Below are 20,911 nucleotides of genomic sequence, written 5' to 3' on the forward strand. Positions count from 1 at the left end.
CATCGAGTTACTTACATTTGTTTCTATAAAGAATAAATGATTTCATGGAGCAATTTATAGTATCTGCACGTAAATATAGACCACAGGTTTTTGCTGATGTTGTTGGTCAACAGGCAATAACCAATACGTTAGAGAATGCTATAAAAAACAATCATTTAGCACAAGCCTTATTGTTTACTGGTCCACGTGGAGTTGGAAAAACATCATGTGCAAGAATTTTAGCAAAACAAATAAATCAAGCTGGAAACATTTCTACAGATGAAGATTTTGCTTTTAATATTTTTGAGTTAGATGCTGCTTCAAACAATTCTGTTGATGATATCAGAAATTTAACAGATCAAGTTAGAATTCCGCCACAAACAGGAAAGTATAAAGTATATATTATTGATGAAGTTCACATGTTGTCTCAAGCTGCTTTTAATGCTTTTTTAAAAACCTTAGAAGAACCGCCAGCGCATGCTATTTTTATCTTAGCAACTACAGAAAAACATAAGATAATTCCGACTATTTTATCACGTTGTCAAATTTTTGATTTTAAAAGAATTGGCGTTTTAGATGCAAAAAATTACTTAAAAGTTATCGCTGAAAAAGAAGGAATTACAGCAGAAGATGATGCGTTGCACATTATCGCCCAAAAAGCAGATGGCGCTATGCGTGATGCTTTGTCAATTTTTGATAGAGTTGTTAGTTTTTCTGGAAAAAACTTAACAAGAGAAGCTGTTGCAGAAAATTTAAACGTGTTAGATTACGATGTTTATTTTAACATAACCGATTTAATCTTAGAAAATAAAATTCCAGAGGTTTTGATTGCTTTTAATGAAGTGTTATCAAAAGGTTTTGAAGGTCATCATTTTATCAATGGTTTGGCTTCTCATTTTAGAGATTTATTAGTTGCAAAAGATAAAGCTACTGTTGATTTATTAGAAGTTGGAGATACTGCTAAAAAGAAATATTTAGAGCAATCTACCAAAGCAAATGTACCTTTCTTAATTGCAGCGATAAACAAAGCAAATGATTGCGATTTAAATTATAAGGCTAGTAAAAATCAACGATTATTGGTTGAATTAACGTTAATGCAAATTTCCTCTATCACTTTTGATGGAGAAAAAAAAAAGTCAGTTAACTACATAATTCCAGCTACATTTTTCACATCACTTTCTCCTATTGCAAAAGCAATTGTAAAAACAGTTGAAAACAAAAAAATCATCACTAAAGTTGAAGAGCCAAAAAAACCAATTCCAAAGGTTATTCCGCCAAAACCTGTTCTTAAAAATGTTGAGAGAAGAACATCTTCTTTGTCTTTAAAAAGTGTTCACATAAAAAAAGAAGACAAAAAAGAAGTTGTTATTGATGAGAATTTCGACAATCATCCAAAAGATGTTTTTACACAAAAAGAACTAGAAAAAGCGTGGAAAATGTATCATTCAAAATTAATTAAAAGTGGTCAAAAAAGTATAGCGGCTACTTTTAATGCAGATTTTCCTGTTTTAAGTGAAGGTTTTAAAATTAGTTTGACATTACCAAATACGTTAATGCAAAGTCAGATTGAAAAAGAAAAACCAAAACTTATAAAACATCTTAGAACTGTTTTAAACAATTACGGAATTGATCTTTCAATTCTTGTAAATGAAACTGTAGTCAAAAAATTTGCATATACACCACAAGAAAAATACTCGAAATTACTAGAGAAAAATCCTGCAATGGCTAAGTTAAAAGATGTATTTAAATTAGACGTATAATTTGCGCAGCGTTGTTAAATTTATATCTTTAACATAATCCAAAATCAAATCAATACTTAACATTCTGATAATGAAAAAGATAGTTGCATCTTTATTTTTTTTTACAAGTATATTTTGTTTTTCTCAACAAGAAAACACAAAAAAATACAGTTTACGCAAATACGCTCATGTAAAATCTTTTTACAAAGGAATGTCTAAAAAAGCAACACAATTATGCTTAGATAATAATATACCACCAGCTGCATTATTAGCAATTACAGGTTTAGAATCTGGTTGGGACAGTGGTTATATTGGACAAATTACTGGAAATATTTTAAGCTTAGGAACCAGAAGAGGCGACACAGAATTGCCTGCTTTACGTTTGCCAAGAGTCTTAAAAACTAAAAAGATTTTATTTGATTCTTTAGAAATTATAAAGTATTCTGAAAAAGAATTAAAATGGGAAAATAGACCCGAAAGTTTAAAGAAGGATTACAGACCAAAATCAATTGCCGGAACAAAATTTCAGTTAGGTTATTTTAAACACCATCCAATTGCAAAAGCGAATGCTCATGTTGCTAATATCAACGATTTTGTGACTGTTTTTATTGGAAGAAAAAGTAGAATAAAAGTCTATCGTGAAACTCGTAAAAAGATGGACTCTTTAGTTGCTAAACATGGTAAAAACATCTTGTTAGAAGAACAAACTGCAATCCATTTTATCAACGGAATTGGTGGTAAATTAAATTCTTATAATTTCAGGAAAACCTGGCCAAAAAAAGTAATCTACATCATTAAAAATGCCGGTTTAACATCGCTAACAAAACAACTACACAAAGGGGTTTCTTTTGAAAAAAGTTGGAGTAATTAAACTAATTTTATTTAGATTCTTGTATTTACAGCAATGATAGTTTTACAAGAAATTTTGAGAAAAAAACCTTAAGAAGTTCTTTTTGATTAAAACTCTATTTTCTTTCCTAAATAAATTATCGTATTTCCTTCTTCTACATTCATTTCTTCTGAGTATGAAGAAATAATATGTATAACTCCATCATTACTTTTTACAAAAATAGGAATTGAACCAATTTCGGCATTTATCCTTCCTATTTTGGTGATGTAATCTTCATTAGATGTAATATCAACTTTATTTATTTGTGGGTTTTCTCTAACAGCTTCACTTAAATTAATAAAATCATCTGTTTGCGAAAACAAGCCAACATTTGGAGTTTCATTAGTGTTTTTCATTTCATCAGATGAAATTAAACGATACGAACCTTGCTCGCCAAAATTATTTTTATATTTTGCTAATGCGTGTTCATTTACAACAGAACTTCCGGTTAATGCCATTAAATAACCAACATCATTTAATTCTATATTTTCTGATAAATCATCTTCATAAACACTTGCTTCAATCGCTTCAAGTCCCATTTCTACGGCTTTTCTAATGTGATTCGGGTTACTATCAATCAATACTACTCTTCTATCATTTTGTTTTAAATAAGTAGCAATTAATCTTGCTGCTGGAGAAGCTCCAATAATTAAAATTCCGTCAGATGACTTTAAAAACACACCAACAATTTTAGAAAATAACCTTGCCGTAGTTGCATTTAATAAAACCGTACCAAGTACAATCATAAATACTAAAGGTGTGATGTACTCTGCTCCTTCTACACCTTGTTTTATTAGTTTACTTCCAAATAAAGATGCAATTCCTGCTGCTACAATTCCTCTTGGTCCAACCCAACTTATAAATAACTTTTCGTTGGTTTTTAATTTAGATCTATAAGTGCTAAGAAAAACAGCTGCAGGTCTAATAACAAAAACAATTACAACAAATAAAATAACGGTTTCCCAATTATATAATAGTCTTAAATCATCAATATCTATATTTGCAGCAAGAAGTATAAATAAAATTGAAACTAGTAAAAGGCTTAACGATTCTTTAAAATATAATAGTTCTTTTAAATTTTTTAATTTTCCGTTTCCTAAAACCATTCCCATAACAACAACTGCTAATAAACCAGATTCATGCGCAAAAACTTCTGACTCAACAAAAACTAAAAGTACAGTTGATAAGGAAACTACATTTAATAAATAATGTGGAATTAATTTTTTATTGATTACAAATGCTAACGCATGCGCAAAGGTAAACCCGAAGGATGTTCCGAATAATAATATTTTACCAAATTCCATTAAAGCAGTTTTAGTAAAACCGCTATCGCCACCAACACTAATAAATTCAAAAACTAAAACGGCAACTAATGCGCCAATAGGATCAATTAAAATTCCTTCCCATTTTAATACGGCAGATACATCTTTTTTAAGTGGAATATTTCTAAGAATTGGTGTAATAACTGTTGGTCCAGTTACAATAATCAATCCCGCAAAAAGAAAAGATATTTGCCAGCTTAAGTTAAATAAATAATGTGCTAACACACCAGCGCCAAAAAAAGTTACAGCAGAACCTAAAGTAATTAGTTTTGTTATTGAAGGTCCAACATTCTTAATTTCTTCACGTTTCAATGTCAATCCACCTTCAAAAAGTATTACACTAATTGCAAGAGAAACAAAATAATACAAACCTTCTCCAGGAAATAATCCTTTTTTTCCATCCCAAATTGGTTCAATCCATTTAGAACCATCACTTGTTATATATTCTGCAGCTATTGGTCCAACTAATAAACCAATTAAAATTAATGGTAAAATTGCTGGAATTTTAAATTTCCATGCAACCCATTGTGCTAATATTCCTAAAATGATAATTCCTGCTAATTCTAACATACTTTAATTCTCTTAAAATTTGGTTGGGAAGTTAAAAAAAAAACAATAAAACCAGCCATGATGCTTCTATAAATTATCAGTAATTTTGTTTTTCTATTTTAGAAGAAAAATTTATGTTAGGATTACAGTTTGAAACCAAAACTTCTTGGGCAGAAATTGCCAAAGATAATTTACAGCAAATATTAACAGATCATGCTTTTTTAGAGCAAAAAGCAGCGTCAAATGCCGTTTCTATCATTATCAATTATTCTGAAGAAACGAAGTTGGTGCAAGCAATGAGCGAAATTGCCATCGAAGAAATGGAGCATTTTAAAATGGTACACGATTTTATGGTAAAACGCGGAATGGTTTTAGGGCGAGAACAAAAGAACGATTATGCTATTCAGTTGATGAAATTCTTCAAAAAAACGGGCGATAGAAAAGAAGCTTTGATACAACGTTTATTGATTGCCGCGTTGATTGAAGCGAGAAGTTGCGAACGTTTTAAAGTATTTTCTGAAAATATGGAAGACAAAGAATTATCTAAATTCTATAAGGATTTAATGATTTCTGAAGCCAATCATTATACTGTTTTTTTAGGCTTTGCACGTGAATATGAAGAAAGAGAAACTGTTGACAAATTATGGAATTCTTTAGTTGCTTTTGAAGCAGAGATGATGCGAAATCGTGGTACAGAAGCGAAAGTTCACGGATAATAATAACAATGTTCAATGAACAATTATCAGTGAACAATGATAATTGATAATTGATAATTGAACACTGATAACTAAAAAAATGTTTAGTAAAGAAGAAGCATCACAACTTAGAAAAGATTTTTGGATTGCATTTGGAAAATCATTTCCTAGAAAATGGTTGAAATACAATACACAAATAAAAGGTTTCTCTTTTAAATTTGTTGCAGAACGCAAACAAGCAATGGTGGTGTTAGATATTGAACATCCTAATGAAATACAAAACGAATTGTTATTTGAGCAAATTCTTTCATTAAAAAATATTTTAACTGAAGAGTATCTTTCTGAACTTGTTTTTGATAATCAATACCAATTAGAATCTGGTAAAATTATTCATCGTATTTATGTGAATTTCCCAAAGAAATTTAGCATTTACAACAAAGATTCTTGGCAAGGTTGTTTCGAGTTTTTTGTTGAAAACATGGAACAGTTTGAATTGTTTTTTTACGAATACGAAGAGTATATTAAGCAAGCAATTTAGTTTACATTTTTGACTTTGTCTTTCTTGCGGAAGCAAGAATCTAAACGAACCAAAATATAAATTCTGACACTTTCAGTAAAACAGCTTCTTCATAAATTAGCCTGCGTTAAGGATTGAAGTGGAAATCCTTTTTATTTATGGATTTTTACTTCCGTAGGAATGACAAAAATAAAAAGATTGCAATGAAAAGCCTGACCTTACCTAGCTTTTGCGAAGTAAGGGAACGCCCAACTTTTTATTATTATTTTATAATTTTAATGCTAAAAGGATAATTTGGAGCTTCGTTATTATTGGCTCTGATGGCATTTATAATTGGAAAAATCAAATAGAAAATTCCGATAACAATAAATCCAACAATTCCTAATCCTAAGAACAAAACTAGCGGAATACAAATTAGCAAGTAAATAAACATGGTGATTCTAAAGTTTAGAATTGCTTTTCCGTGTGTATCCATTCCGTAAACCTCATCTTTCTTTACTAACCATAAAATTAATGGAACAATAAATCCGCCAATTCCAGAAACAAAGTCTAACAACTGTCTTAAATGTGTTAATACGAGTAATTGTTTATTTTCTTTCATCTTGATAAATTTTAGTAGTTGATCTATTAATAAGACTCTAAAAATTATAGTTTGTTACACAATTTGAGTTTTTCAAACTAATTTAACATCGTATCTTTGTGCCATGATTCAAAACGATACTATTATTGCGTTGGCAACTCCGTCTGGAGTTGGAGCTATTTCTGTGATTCGCCTTTCAGGCGAAAAATCGATTGAAATTGTAGATGCTTTTTTTAAATCTGTAAAAAAAGGAAAAACATTAAGCAATCAGAAATCGCATAGCATTCATTTAGGTCATATTGTTGATAATGATCTTATTTTGGATGAAGTATTAGTTTCTGTTTTTAAGAATCCAAATTCGTATACTGGCGAAAATGTGATTGAAATTTCGTGTCATGGTTCTGTATTTATCCAGCAAGAAATTATACAATTGTTTTTGAAAAATGGTTGTAGAATGGCAGATAATGGTGAATTTACCATGCGTGCTTTTTTAAACGGAAAAATGGATTTAAGTCAAGCCGAAGCTGTTGCTGATGTAATTGCTTCTAATTCGGCTGCGAGTCATCAAATGGCAATTCAACAAATGCGTGGCGGGATTACTAATGAATTGAAGGAATTACGCGCGCAATTATTAGATTTTGCTGCATTGATAGAATTAGAACTCGATTTTTCTGGTGAAGATGTTGAGTTTGCAGATAGAACAAAATTTAAAGAATTGGTTGCTCAAATTACATCTGTTTTAAAACGTTTGATTGATTCGTTTGCATTTGGAAATGCAATGAAAAACGGAATTCCGGTTGCAATTATTGGCGAACCGAATGTTGGGAAATCAACCTTGTTAAACACACTTTTAAACGAAGAAAAAGCCATTGTTTCTGAAATTGCAGGAACAACCAGAGATGCCATTGAAGATGAATTAATTATTGATGGTGTTGCCTTTCGCTTTATTGATACTGCCGGAATTAGAGAAACGCAAGATGTTGTAGAAAATATCGGAATTAAAAAAGCCTACGAAAAAGCCGAAAATGCGCAATTAATTATTTTCTTAATCGATGCAAATAAATTCTCACATTCTAACGAAATAATCTTAGAAGAGATTACAACTATAAAAGAACGTTTTCCAAATAAACGCTTATTAGTTATCGCAAATAAAATCGATACTTTATCGTGTCATGATTCATCAATTTTACAATCAGAAATTGAGAATTTAATTTTACTTTCAGCAAAACAAAAAACTGGAATTGACGAATTAAAGGCTGAATTAACTTCTTTAGTTAATACTGGAGCTTTAAGTAATAACGAAACTATTGTTAGCAATTCGCGCCATTTCGAAGCGTTAAATAATGCTCTGACAGCAATAACTTCTGTGCAACAAGGAATCGATTTAGAAATTTCTACGGATTTATTTTCAATTGACATTAGAGAATGCTTACGTCATTTAGGCAATATTACTGGCGAGTATGATGTTGATAAAGATATACTTGGTCATATTTTCTCTAACTTTTGTATCGGTAAATAAAAGATAAATTAATCTTTTAAATTTTTGTTAGTATAAATTATCAATAGTATCTTTACAATTAAATTATATAAAGATAACCCCTAAATCTAACTTATAATGGAAAAATTGCTTTCTGAAATAAATCATTTTTACAAAAATTATAGTAAGAATACTATAACCAATAAACTATTCTTAGTCGCTTTTTTACTACTAGCAACAAAAAACTATAGTCAAGCAACTTACACTTCTGGTTCAACAGCTGCACAATTAGCTACACAAATGACTGGACCTGGAATTACAATTTCAAATCCAACAATTACAAGTGGTATTTCTTCTCAAAGAGGTGTTTTTTCAAACGGAATAGCTGGAGCATCTTTACAATTAAATACAGGTATTATTCTTACTACTGGTACTGTGGTTGAATCTTTTACAACAAATAGCTCAGGTAGCATTTCTTTAGGTCCAAATTCAACATATTCAGATAATGAGTTAACTGCAATTGACGCAAATGCAACGAGAGATGTAGTTATTTTTGAATTTGATGCCGTTTTAGATCCTTTAGCAACAGTTTTAACTATAGATTATCAGTTTATGTCTGATGAATATGACGAATATGTTTGTTCTGCTTTTAATGATATTTTTGGTTATTTTATAACATCAGATACTACAGCTCCTTATACAGGATATCAAAATTTTGCCATTGTTCCCGGTACAGCAAATGCAGTTTCTATCAACTCAATTAATAATGGATCTATAGGCGCAAATGGTTCTGCACCAAACTGTGTAGATTTAACACAATCGGCTCAGTTTATTAGCAATAGCGGAGGATCTGTTCATGTTGAATATGACGGAATGACAAAGAAATTAAGAGCTTCTGCAACAGGATTAACGCCTGGCACAACCTATCGTGTAAAGTTAGCAATTGCTGATACCTCTGATAACCAATATGATTCTGCTATTTTAATTAATTTAATTTCTGGTTTTCCAGATGATGATGATGATGGTGTAGCTAATGATCTTGATAAAGATGATGATAATGATGGTATTTTAGATACTGTAGAAGATGCAAACTTAGATAACGATAATAATCCTTTAACAAACCCGACAGATACAGATGGTGACGGAATCCCTAATCATTTAGATTTAGACTCTGATGGTGATGGAATTCCAGATAATATTGAAGCTCAAACTACAAATGGTTATATATCTCCAGGAGGTACTTTTTCTTTAGGTGGTGTCAACACAGCTTATGGAGGTGGTTTAACTCCTATTGATACTGACGGAGATACAATTCCTGACTATCTAGATACAGATTCTGATGGAGATGGAACAAATGATCAGACCGAAGCAGGAATTACTCTTACCGGTAATGTTGGTGGAAATGGTTTGGATAACGGACTTGAAGCTATTGATGATTACTCTGATGTAAATGGTAATTTAAATGATCCAACTACACTACCTGATGCCGATGGCGATGTTGGTTCTGGAGGTGATGTAGATTTTAGAGATGCTTTAACACAAGGCGATAATGATAGTGATAGTATTGATGATGATGTAGATTTAGATGATGACAATGATGGGGTTACAGATGCACAAGAATTATGTAATACAGATTTTACCTTTACTGTAAGTTCTACTATTAATGTTTATATTAACTTAGGTGAATATGAAAATGAAAACAGTTGGACATTAACAGGTCCTGGAGGGTTTTCACAAAGTGGAGGTACTTATGCGAATGGAGACGAAATAATAGATTTAGATTTTCCAGTAACAACAGCAGGAACTTATGTGTTTACTATAAATGATAGTCAGGGTGATGGTCTAGATGGTGCTGGCGGATCAAATGCAGATGGAACCTCTTTGTATAGAGTCTCTTTAGATGGAGATACAATTTATGAAAGTGGTACATTTCCTGTATTTACAAATGAAGTAAGAAATATAGAGGTTACAGGTACACCTACATTTTCATGTCTAACATCAGACCCAATGAATGATGATGACACAGACAACATTCCTAATTACGCAGATTCAGATTGGGCAACAGCTAATGGTACGACTATTGTAAATGGAGTTGCAGCAAGTTTAGATTTTGATGGAGATGGAGTTATTAATAGTATGGATTTAGATTCTGATGGAGATGGAATTCCTGATAATATTGAAGCACAACCGACAAACTCTTATGTATCTCCAAATGCTTCGGTTGGTGCAACGGGTATTTTAACTAATTATGGAACAGGATTAACATCATTGGTAAATACAGATAGTACAGGTTTACCAGATTATAAAGATACAGATTCAGATGATGAAGGTGCTAATGATACTGTAGAAGCTGCTTTAACTTTAAATGGTATAATTGCAGTAAATGGTTTAGATACTGCAATAGCTACAACTTCAAATTATTCTGATGTAAATGGTACAATTAACGACCCAACAACTTTACCAGATTCAGATTCAGATAACGGTACTGGCGGCGATGTAGATTTTAGAGATGATACAGTAAATGTAAGCTTAGGTGCTGGAAATTCTCTTTGGTTACGTGCAGATATCGGTGTAACTGGTGGTTCAAACGTAACACAATGGAATGATCAAAGTGATTTTAATGACGATGGTAATTATACCAACGACTCAAACTTTACTGGAACGGGAACCACAACACCAGATGGAACTTCGAATTTTTTAAACTTTAATCCTGTAATTACGTTTAACCCAGCGACCAACGATGTTATGTCGTTTACTGGAAATCTTGATCCTAGAACAATCTATATAGTTTATAATGATATTTCAACAACAAATTGGACATCAGCTTTTACAAATAATGATATCAATGGCTCTCCTGCAGGTGATGGAATTGGTCATGGTCATTCAAATGATACTCAAATATATAATACTTCATGGACAATTGTAGATGTTAGAAATGGAGATTCTTATGTAAATGGAGGTTCTCAAAGTCTATTATCACATCCTAGACCAGATAATTTTCAACAGTTTACAAATGTATTTGATTCTAATGTTTCAAATGCAAGTCATACTTACTATGTTGGAAGCGATAGAGGAAATGCTGGTAGATCAATTAATGGAAGTGTAGCAGAAGTTATGCTTTTTACCGATGCACATAATGGAGCAACTAGACAAAAAATTGAAAGCTATTTAGCCTTAAAATATGGCTTTACGTTAAACTCAACAGATAATGATGGTTCTATAGTTGAAGGAGATTATATCTTATCAAACGGAGTAACTAAAGTTTGGAACTATACATCAAATAGCACTTATCATAACGATGTTGCTGGTATTGGTAGAGATGATACACAAGTTTTAAATCAGAAACAATCTAAATCTTCAAATACAAACTCTATTATTACAATGGGGTTGGGAGCAATAGCTTCAACAAATGCTGCTAATGCAAATTCATTTACAACTGACAAAGATTTCTTAGTTTGGGGGAATGATGCAACTGCACTTGGTGCTACTTCTCAACCTGGTGTTTTATGTGCTACTAATTTACAATTAGATAGGAAATGGAAAATTGTAGAAACTGGTAGTGTTGGGTCTGTACAAATTGCAGCAACAAAATCAGTAATTGATACACACTTAAATAATGCAACGTACAGTAAAGTAATAAAAGTTGCAGACAATGAAGCTTTAACAACAAATGTAGAATTTATTACTCTAACAACTGCAACAGTTGATGGCACTTTAAGTTATGTTGGTGATTATGACTTTAATGGAACAAAATATTTCACTTTTGCTGAGGTAAGTGGAATAACCTGGAATGGTAGCTCTGGAGGAACTGGTTCTTGGGCTGGTGGTTCTGGCGCTGGTGGTGCACCAAATACGGCACTTGCAGATAATAGTCAATTAGTTACAATTGATGCTGAAGGAACTTCGAATCATGCTGTTTTAGCAGCAAATGCACAAGTTGGTTGTGTTTGGATTAAAGCAGGCTCAAAATTAAATGTAAACACTGGTGTATTTTTAGAAATAGCGGATGAACTGCAATTAGATGGCGAATTAAGATTAGTTGGTTCAGCTCAGTTAATACAAACACATACAACTACAAGTAAGGTTACTGGAAACGGTAAATTATATGTAGATCAACAAGGTACAGTAACCAATACTTATAGATATAATTATTGGACATCACCTGTAAAAGAAGTAGGGAAATCTAATTTCTCAGTTAAAGGTGTAATGAAAGATGGTACTACTCCAACTTCTGTTAGTGATTTTACTTATGTACCGCCAGATATTAATTTCATTTCTTATTCTGGATCATATAGCACATTAAATGGAGATCATTCTACATCACCAATTACAATTGCAAACTACTGGATTTATAGTTATGTAAATGGATTAACAGGAACAAGTTGGATTCAACAATTAGAAACTGGTTCTTTTAATCCTGGGAATGGTTATATTTTAAAAGGTCCTGGTGCTGTTCAAAATTATACTTTTGTTGGAACTCCAAATGACGGAACAATTACAACTACTATTAATGCAGGTTTTTCAAGTTTGCTAGGTAACCCTTATCCTTCTGCATTAGATGCTAATGAGTTTTTTAGTGATAATTCTGGAATTGTAGATGCGCTTTATTTTTGGCAACATCTTGGAGATTCTGGAAGTCATGCTTTGGCTGGTTATCAAGGTGGTTATGGTGTAAGGATAGCAACAATGGCAACTTCACCAACAGTTCCGGCAGGAATTAACGGAGCTGGAGGAACAATTTTATCACCTGGAAGGTATATTCCTATTGGTCAAGGGTTCTTTTTGGAAGGATCTGATATTGGTGGTACCGTAACTTTTAACAATAGTCAAAGAGTTTATCAAGAAGAAATTGAAGACGGAGGAAGTGATTCTAAGTTTTATAAAGGAGCAAATAACAATACTCTGCCTGTTTTAAAATTAGGTTTTGAATATAAAAATGCTGAAAACCTTGAATTACACAGACAAGTAGGAATTTCTTTTAAAAATGGTAATACATTTAGACATGATTCTGGTTATGATAGTAAAGTATATGACTTAGACATTTCTGATGCTTATTTTAAATTTGAAGATAATAGACAAAATTTAACTATTGCTGGTATTCAAGAACTAACAGATGATTTAGAATTTCCGTTAGCAGTTAAAGCAGGAATTAGTGGTGACTTTAAATTCATGGTTGATTCTAAAGAAAATATCAATAGAAATGTATATTTAACTGATAAAGTAACAAATATTAAATACAATTTAAAAAATACAGTTACAATATCTTTAACTCAAGGGGTTTATGAAGATCGCTTTTATATTTCTTTTAGTACCACTGCGCTTGGTTTAGATGATGAACTTTTAAAGCAAAATATATCAGTATTCTTTAATAATACAACTAAAGAAATTCAGATTTCTAAAAAAACAGACATTACAATTCAAAGTGTAGAGCTGTATAACATCATTGGTCAAAAAGTTGAAAGTTGGTCTAATTTTAATCAAAATTTAAAAGAAATTAAATTACCAATTAATGCTATATCTAATGCCGTATATATCATCAAAATCAGCACAACTAATGGTAAATTAACAAAAAAAATAATTTATAATAAGTAATAGATAGTAACAGATTTAATTGGTTTTTAATTTTTTTTCTTACAAGAAATCATTTTTTTTGTATTTTTGTAAGCTAGACTTAGATAAGTCTAGTGAAAAAAATGTATAAAATTATGAGATTACAAATTATTAATAAACCGCTATTAATAACTATCTTTCCCCTAATAGTTCTTTTTTTTAGTATTACTACACAAGCTCAAAGTATTCCTGGAACAGGTACGTCCGCAAATATTTGTGGTGATTGTAACCCTATTGGTTGGTCTGATGCAGACCCGAATTTAGATGGAACTCCAGATATTTCAAACAGAAACCAAGCTGGTGGATCTCCAAATGCAGGACATAGTGCTACTTGGACAGTAACGCTTCCACTTCCCCCTACAACAGCAACAAATGTACGTTGGATTACACTTCGTGATGTTGGTAGTAGTACTTCAATAGAAGAAAATGTAACTACAACAATGACAGGCTTAGTTGTTGGTCAAGTATATAAGCTACTTTTATTTAGTATGACAGCTATTAGTAATGCTGATGGTGGTGATAATAACGATCAAAATTATGCAGGTACATATATAGAAGATTTTGATATTGAAATTGGTTCTAACCCTCGAAGAACTATTACTAATATAACACAGAATCAATGGGCAACAAACGCTATTATATTTATTGCAGAAAGTACTAGCGAAACTTTAACAATTTATCCTGGTGCAGATTCTGGTTTTACAGGTACTGTAAATACTTTACCTTTAGTTGAAACAATACATATTGCTGTAGATGCAGTAAATGCATTAGTTAGATTAGATACAGATGGTGATGGTGTTTTTGATGATATAGATATAGATGATGATAATGATGGTATTTTAGATACTGCAGAATATCCAAGCACTTTAGATTTTGACGGTGATGAAGATGGCGATGGACTTCCAAATTATTTAGATGCAAACGATGATAATGGTGGAGGTTCTGTAGGTACAGATTATACAGATACAAATAATGATGGTGTTCCTGATGCTTATGATTTTGACCATGATGGTATTCCTAATCACATAGATTTAGATTCAGATAACGATGGTATTTTAGATATTATTGAGGCACAACCAACAACAGGTTATATTCCTGCTTCTGGTAATGTTGGAGCTAATGGCTATTATGATGTATTCGAAACAAGTGCAGAGTCAGGTACACCAAAATTTACGATTGTAAATACTGACGGTGATAATGTTACATTGTTTAAACCAGATTTCTTAGATATTGATGCAGATGATGATGGAATTCCAGATATCGTGGAAGCTCATTCAACTTCAGATTATAAAAATAGTTTACCAACAGGGAATGTTGGCAATAATGGTGTAGATTCTAGATACGAAAACGTAGACACTTTCTCGCCTAGTGGAATTACAGTTGTTGATACAGATTTAGATACAACTCCAGATTATAGAGATTCAGATTCAGATAATGATGGAACTTCAGATTTAATTGAAAGTGGACTTGGTAATACAGTAAGCGGTAACGATTCTGATGGCGATGGTTTAAATGATAATCATGACAATACAGATCAAGCATTTACAGGTAGTGTTTCTAATTTTGATGCTACAAACGGATTAACAGATACAGAAACAGATTTGGCAGAAACAGAATCTCCAAATGATGTAACAACTGGTGGAGATGTAGATTTTAGAGATGATGTAAACGGAATAGATACAGATGGCGATAAAGTTCCAGATTCTATAGATTTAGATGATGATAACGATGGTATTTTAGATACTGATGAAACTGGCTGTACAACAACACCAGATACACCTGTTGGCGGAGTAGATTCTGGTGGTGGTGGAAATGGTGTTAATGCAGGGCAATTTCCTTTAATAAATAATTCTGATTTAGCTTCCGACAATGGTATTACATTAAATAGAGCTGGAGAATACCTTGTTGTTAATTTAGGTAATTCAATACCTTCAGGAACAGTAATCAGAGTACATTTATGGAAAAATAACGACAATAATAAGACACTACGTTTCGCTCAATTACCAAATAGTACAGTAAATTTAGGAGGAGGAACAAATCCTCAAACCATAAATGATACTGCTATAACTGGTGTGACTGCTTTTAATTACACTTTAAATGCTGATACTCAATACTTACAAATTGAAATGACCTCTAGAAGTGGTGGTAGAATTGAGATTATTGAAGCAACTGTATTATCTTATACTGGTTGTGGAATTGATGTTGATACAGACGGAGACGGAATTGTAGATCGTTTAGACATCGATTCAGATAACGATGGAATTATAGACAATGTAGAAGCGCAAACAACCGCTGGTTATGTTGCTCCAAATTCAGATAGTTTTGCTACTTACAATACTAACAACGGTGTAAACTCAGCATATATTGCAGGAGCAAATCCTATTACTAACCCTGTAAATACTGACGGTTCTTTTACAAACAGTGATAACAAACCAGATTATTTAGACATCGATTCAGATAATGATGGTATTCCTGATAATATAGAAGCACAACCAACTACCACTTATGTAAACTTTGTTGCAATAGCTGGTACAGATAAGAATGGTTTAAGTAGTGCGTATGATTTTACCGATAATTTTACTGCTATTGGTTTATCAAATTCATTAGTAAATACAGATGGTAATGGAGAACCAGATTATAGAGACCAAGACTCTGATGGTGATGGAACAGATGATGTTGACGAAGGTTTAAGCTCAATAACTGTTGGTACTTTTGGAACAGATACAGATGGTGATGGACTAGATGACATTTATGAACACGGAACTACAAATGATGGTTTTGTTGTAAATGACGGAATAAATGATCCAAAAACATCTGGATTAATAGATGTTGATGGTGATGTTCTTACTGGTGGTGATTTAGATTATAGAGATACATTGGTTGGAACAGATACAGATGGCGATGGTATTGTAGATTCATTAGATATTGATGATGATAATGATGGTATTTTAGATACTGTAGAAGGAAATGGAGATTTTGATGGAGATGGAATTATCAATTCCTTAGATTTAGATTCTGATGGTGACGGTATTTTAGACATTATAGAATCTCAACCAAATACTGGAGCTATTGTTTTATCCGGTAATGATGCCGATGATGATGGGTTAGACGATAACTTTGATGCTACTCCAAACGGAAATTCTAATGGTACTGGTTCTCTTGGTACTACTCCAACAATTACAACTGCAGTAGACACAACTCCAGATTATTTAGATATTGATACAGATGATGACGGAATTCCAGATAATATAGAAGCACAATCTACACAAGGATATGTTGCACCAACTGGTAATGTTGGTTTAAACGGAGTTGATTCTGCGTATGAAAATAACGATACTTTTAATCCAACTGGATTAACATTACCAAATACAGATACAACACTTAATAATAATGGAGACAGTATTCCTGATTATAGAGACACAGATGCAGATGGTGATGGTGTTTTAGACAATCATATTACTGAAAGCGGTATCACTCCAAATGGTGCCATTTCTGCAACAGATTCTGATGGCGATGGACTTATAGATACTTGGGAAGGTAGTAACGCTACAGCTGGAGAAGCATACGATGTAAACGATGAAATAGACGATCCTGTTAACGATTTATTAGACGCAGATAATGATGCTAATTCTACAGGTGATGTTGACTACAGAGATATTGATGTTGTTTTAGACAATGACAATGATGGAGTTATAGATTCTGTTGATTTAGATGATGATAACGATGGTATTTTAGATTCTGTAGAAGGAAATGGAGATTCTGATGGAGACGGAATAAAAGATTCTTTTGATATTGATGCAGATAATGATGGAATTCCTGATAATATAGAAGCACAAGCAACTGTTGGTTATATTGCACCAAATGCAGATTCACCAGCAAATTACACTGCAAACAATGGTGTAAACTCTGCATATCTTGGCGGTTTAACACCTGTTAATACTGATACAGTTACAGGAAACAATGCAGATGGTCTTCCAGATTATCTCGATTCAGATTCTGATGGAGACGGAGTAAATGATATTTTAGAAAATGGAAATGCAAATACATTACTAGGCTCAGATGCAGACAACGATGGTTTAGATGATGCTTTTGAACATGGAACTACCACTGATGGTTTTGTTGTTAATGATGGCATTAGCGATCCATCTACAGGTTTACCAGATTTAGATTCTGATGTAAATGTAGCAAACGGAACAGTACCTCCTGCATCGAACTATAATGATGTAGATTACAGAGATATTGATGATGACAGAACAGCACCTTCTTCTCCTGGTAATATTTTATGGCTACGTCCGGATATTGGTTTAATAGGTGGAGCAACAGTTACAGCATGGAATGATCAAGCTGGTACACCACAAAATGCAACACCAAGTAATAGTCCGGTTATTAACTCTAATGGATTAAACTTTAACAAAACAGTTTCATTTAATGGTACTAATCAGAGATTAACAATTAACAATGGTATTTTTGGAAATACAGCCAATAATGCGTATTCTTCTCTTTGGATTTATGCGGTAAGCAAAAGAACATCTGGATCATCAAATGCATACGTTTTTGCTCATAATGTAGATGGTAGTAATGTTATTTCTTTAATTGCACCAAACTCAGGGAATAATCTTTCCTTTACTCCTGGTGTTGGTGGAAATACGTTAAATTCTGCTTGGGGTGGCACAAATAATCAATTTAGTCTTTGGAATGCTGGCTTTTCTAATACAGCTGCTAGTGCTCCTTCTGGTCAAAGAACTGCTATTTATAGAAATGGTCAAAGACTTGCTACCAATAATACGGCAGGTACTTTTGGTGGAGATAATGGAGATGCTTATATAGGTAGTCTAAGTACTAATAGTGGTTTTCTAACTGGTCAAATTGCTGAGCTAATGGTGTATACATCTGCTCCTTCAGCCGCAAGACAACAACAGGTACAATCGTATTTAGCTATTAAATATGGTATCACACTTAGTAAAGTAGAAAACAACACAACTACAGAAGGAGACTATATCTTAGAAGATTTAACTACCAAAGTTTGGAACACTACTACAAATAGTACGTATCATAACGATGTAGCTGGAATTGGTCGTGATGATGGAATGTTATTATTACAAAAACAATCAAAATCAATCAATACAAGTTCTTTAGTAACTATTGGTTTAGGTAGCATTGCAGCAAACAATGCTAGTAACAATAATTCTATCAACTCTAATAAATCTTTCTTAATGTGGGGGAACAATGGGGCAACTGTAAATAGTACAAATACTTCTTCTGTTTCTTTAGTATGTGAAACTGAATTACAGTTAGATAGAGTTTGGAAAGTTGTTGAAACAGGATCTATAGGTTCTGTAGAAATTGCTGCTACACAGTCGGTTATAGACGCTGCTTTAACAACACCAACTTCTCAAGTAATTGTTTTAAAAATAGCAGACGATGCAAGCTTTACAACCAATGTAAAACACATTCCTGTATCCACAAGAACCATTAATAGTGTTTCTCATTATGTTGCAAATTTTGATTTTAACGGTACAAAATACTTTACTTATTCTGAAGTACTTGGTATTTTCTGGAATGGAGATGCAAATGCTTGGAAAGGTGGTGCAAGAGGAAACTTTTCTCCAACTGATACAGATGGAACTGTTGATGCATCAAAAGTACTAGTAATTGATGCTGAAACATTAGGTAGAAATGCTGTTATGTCAAATAGTGGAACTGTTGGTTGTGTTTGGGTAAAAGCAAATTCTAAATTGGTGGTAAATAATAATAGGTTTATCAAATTTGGAGGTAAACTAATTTTGGATGGAGAAATTCGATTAATAGGTGATGCACAATTAGTACAAACACATACCGGGGTTTCTAATGTTGAAGGAAACGGGAAACTTTATAGAGATCAAAAATCGTATTTACCAAATGTGTATCGTTATAACTATTGGACATCTCCAGTAGTGAAATCATTAGGAAATACAAGTTATAAAGTTGGAGAAGTGATGCATGACGGAACTACTCCTACTTCACAAACCTCAACAGCAAAAAGTATTGTATTTAAACCATATACACAGTTTAGTGATTTAAACGGAGAAAAAACAGACCCAATTAAGATTGGAAGTTATTGGATATTCTCATACTTTAATGGAACTACTAGAGATAATTGGGTTCAAAAAGGACATACTAATAGCATCAATGTTGCAGAAGGTTATATCATGAAAAGTACTGGTAGATCTCCACAGAACTATACGTTTATTGGAACTCCAAATGATGGCACCTATTCTAAAACAGTAAGTGCTGGTACATCTTCATTAGTTGGTAATCCGTATCCAAGTGTATTAGACACTCAAAAATTCATTCAAGATAATAGTGCTGTTATAGACGGAACTTTATATTTCTGGGAACATAAAGGAGAAAGTACAACAACTAGTCAAGTTGAAGGTCATGGAAAGTATGGATATATAGGTGGTTATTCTCAACGAAACGAAGCAATGGGTGTTGCAGCAAATTCTGTAATTGCAGGAACAGCTGGTCTTGGGCAATCTTCTTATACTTCTCCTCCGCAATATATTGCTGTAGGTCAAGGTTTCTTTGTCTCTGCTCCTTCTAATAAAGGTGGTACGTTTAGTTTTAAAAACTCACAAAGAACATATAGTGCAAACAATGTGTTTTTTAAAGGACAAACAAACAACACATTACCAAATTTCAAATTAGGGTTTGATTATATAAATGATACCAATGCAGGAATCCATAGACAATTGGGAATCAATTTCAAAACAGGAAATACGTTTAAATATGAAAGTGGTTATGATAGTCAAACATTTGACTTACAACCAACGGATGTTTATTGGAATTTCCCAGAAATAGAATCTAATTTAATTATTGCAGGAGTTGGCGAATTAAGTGCTCAATTGCAAGTACCATTAGGCTTTGAAATTGATACAGATAAACCTGTTACATTAATGATTGATGAAAAAGAAAATATGGAAGGTTACACAATCTATTTAGTAGATTTAATAACTGGTCAGATTTTTAATTTAGATTCACCAAAAGTGTTAAATTTAGCAAAAGGTACTTATAAAGACAGATTTGTATTAATCTTTGGCGGTTCAGCTTTAGGTATAGATGATGAAGCCATACTAAATAAAATACTTGTTTATTCAGACAATGAAAACAATGAGCTTGTTATTAAAAACAACAACAATCAGGTTGTAAATAAAATTGAACTATATAATTTATTAGGTCAAAAAGTAACAACTTGGAAAAACATTGAAACTAAATTTGAAAATAGAATTTCTACTAATAATTTAGCGTCATCTATATATATTGTAAAAGTGTTTACTGAGAAAGGTGTTTTCTCCAAAAAAATAAGCGTAAAAAACAATTAAATAATTTTTAAATTATAATGAAAAACACCACTTTTAAGTGGTGTTTTTTTATCATTAAAATTTACACTCTTGTTTTATAAAATTTAATTGTTAAATATTTTATAAAAGTACGTATAAAGTAAAACCCACAACTCTATTTTTTTCGTATATACTAATAAGTTTAATACTTTTGTAAGTCATAGTTTTTTTAAAA

9 protein-coding genes are annotated in these 20,911 nt (G+C 32.2%); 7 read left to right on the forward strand and 2 right to left on the reverse strand.

The window, feature by feature from the left end; genetic code table 11:
• Window positions 1-44 precede the first annotated feature (44 nt).
• Together dnaX and ABDX67_RS07800 are read left to right on the forward strand one after the other, a co-directional pair.
• The gene (gene dnaX, locus ABDX67_RS07795) at window positions 45-1,739 is read left to right on the forward strand and encodes a DNA polymerase III subunit gamma/tau (protein ID WP_347174410.1); all 1,695 of its coding nucleotides are present in this window, start codon (window positions 45-47) and stop codon (window positions 1,737-1,739) included.
• Window positions 1,740-1,809: 70 nt separating this feature from the next.
• On the forward strand, window positions 1,810-2,589 hold the full coding sequence (locus ABDX67_RS07800; protein WP_347174411.1) for a hypothetical protein: 780 nt from the start codon (window positions 1,810-1,812) through the stop codon (window positions 2,587-2,589).
• A gap of 86 nt (window positions 2,590-2,675) precedes the next feature.
• Here the strand turns inward: ABDX67_RS07800 and ABDX67_RS07805 are convergent, their stop codons facing one another.
• Window positions 2,676-4,499, reverse strand: coding sequence for a cation:proton antiporter (locus tag ABDX67_RS07805; RefSeq protein ID WP_347174413.1), 1,824 nt, complete (start codon window positions 4,497-4,499; stop codon window positions 2,676-2,678).
• 113 nt (window positions 4,500-4,612) lie between these two features.
• On the opposite strand from ABDX67_RS07805, the gene ABDX67_RS07810 reads away from it, so the two are divergent.
• Window positions 4,613-5,194: a MiaE family protein gene (locus tag ABDX67_RS07810; protein ID WP_347174414.1), complete on the forward strand. Its 582-nt coding sequence runs from the start codon at window positions 4,613-4,615 to the stop codon at window positions 5,192-5,194.
• 79 nt (window positions 5,195-5,273) lie between these two features.
• The gene (locus ABDX67_RS07815; protein ID WP_347174415.1) at window positions 5,274-5,711 is read left to right on the forward strand and encodes a DUF4268 domain-containing protein; all 438 of its coding nucleotides are present in this window, start codon (window positions 5,274-5,276) and stop codon (window positions 5,709-5,711) included.
• 241 nt (window positions 5,712-5,952) lie between these two features.
• Here the strand turns inward: ABDX67_RS07815 and ABDX67_RS07820 are convergent, their stop codons facing one another.
• Window positions 5,953-6,291 (reverse strand): DUF4870 domain-containing protein, encoded by a 339-nt coding sequence (locus ABDX67_RS07820; protein ID WP_347174416.1) that lies wholly within the window; start codon window positions 6,289-6,291, stop codon window positions 5,953-5,955.
• 103 nt (window positions 6,292-6,394) lie between these two features.
• On the opposite strand from ABDX67_RS07820, the gene mnmE reads away from it, so the two are divergent.
• The 3 genes from mnmE to ABDX67_RS07835 all read left to right on the forward strand — a co-directional run bounded on the left by mnmE (window position 6,395) and on the right by ABDX67_RS07835 (window position 20,718).
• A complete protein-coding gene (gene mnmE, locus ABDX67_RS07825) occupies window positions 6,395-7,789 on the forward strand; it encodes a tRNA uridine-5-carboxymethylaminomethyl(34) synthesis GTPase MnmE (protein ID WP_347174417.1) in 1,395 nt (464 codons plus the stop codon).
• A gap of 96 nt (window positions 7,790-7,885) precedes the next feature.
• Window positions 7,886-13,339 carry a choice-of-anchor L domain-containing protein gene (locus ABDX67_RS07830; protein WP_347174419.1) on the forward strand — a complete coding sequence of 1,818 codons (5,454 nt, stop codon included), beginning with the start codon at window positions 7,886-7,888 and terminating at the stop codon, window positions 13,337-13,339.
• Window positions 13,340-13,452: 113 nt separating this feature from the next.
• The gene (locus tag ABDX67_RS07835; protein ID WP_347174420.1) at window positions 13,453-20,718 is read left to right on the forward strand and encodes a DUF8202 domain-containing protein; all 7,266 of its coding nucleotides are present in this window, start codon (window positions 13,453-13,455) and stop codon (window positions 20,716-20,718) included.
• Window positions 20,719-20,911: the final 193 nt, after the last annotated feature.

Source organism: Polaribacter uvawellassae (assembly GCF_039748955.1).
GTDB lineage: Bacteria > Bacteroidota > Bacteroidia > Flavobacteriales > Flavobacteriaceae > Polaribacter > Polaribacter uvawellassae.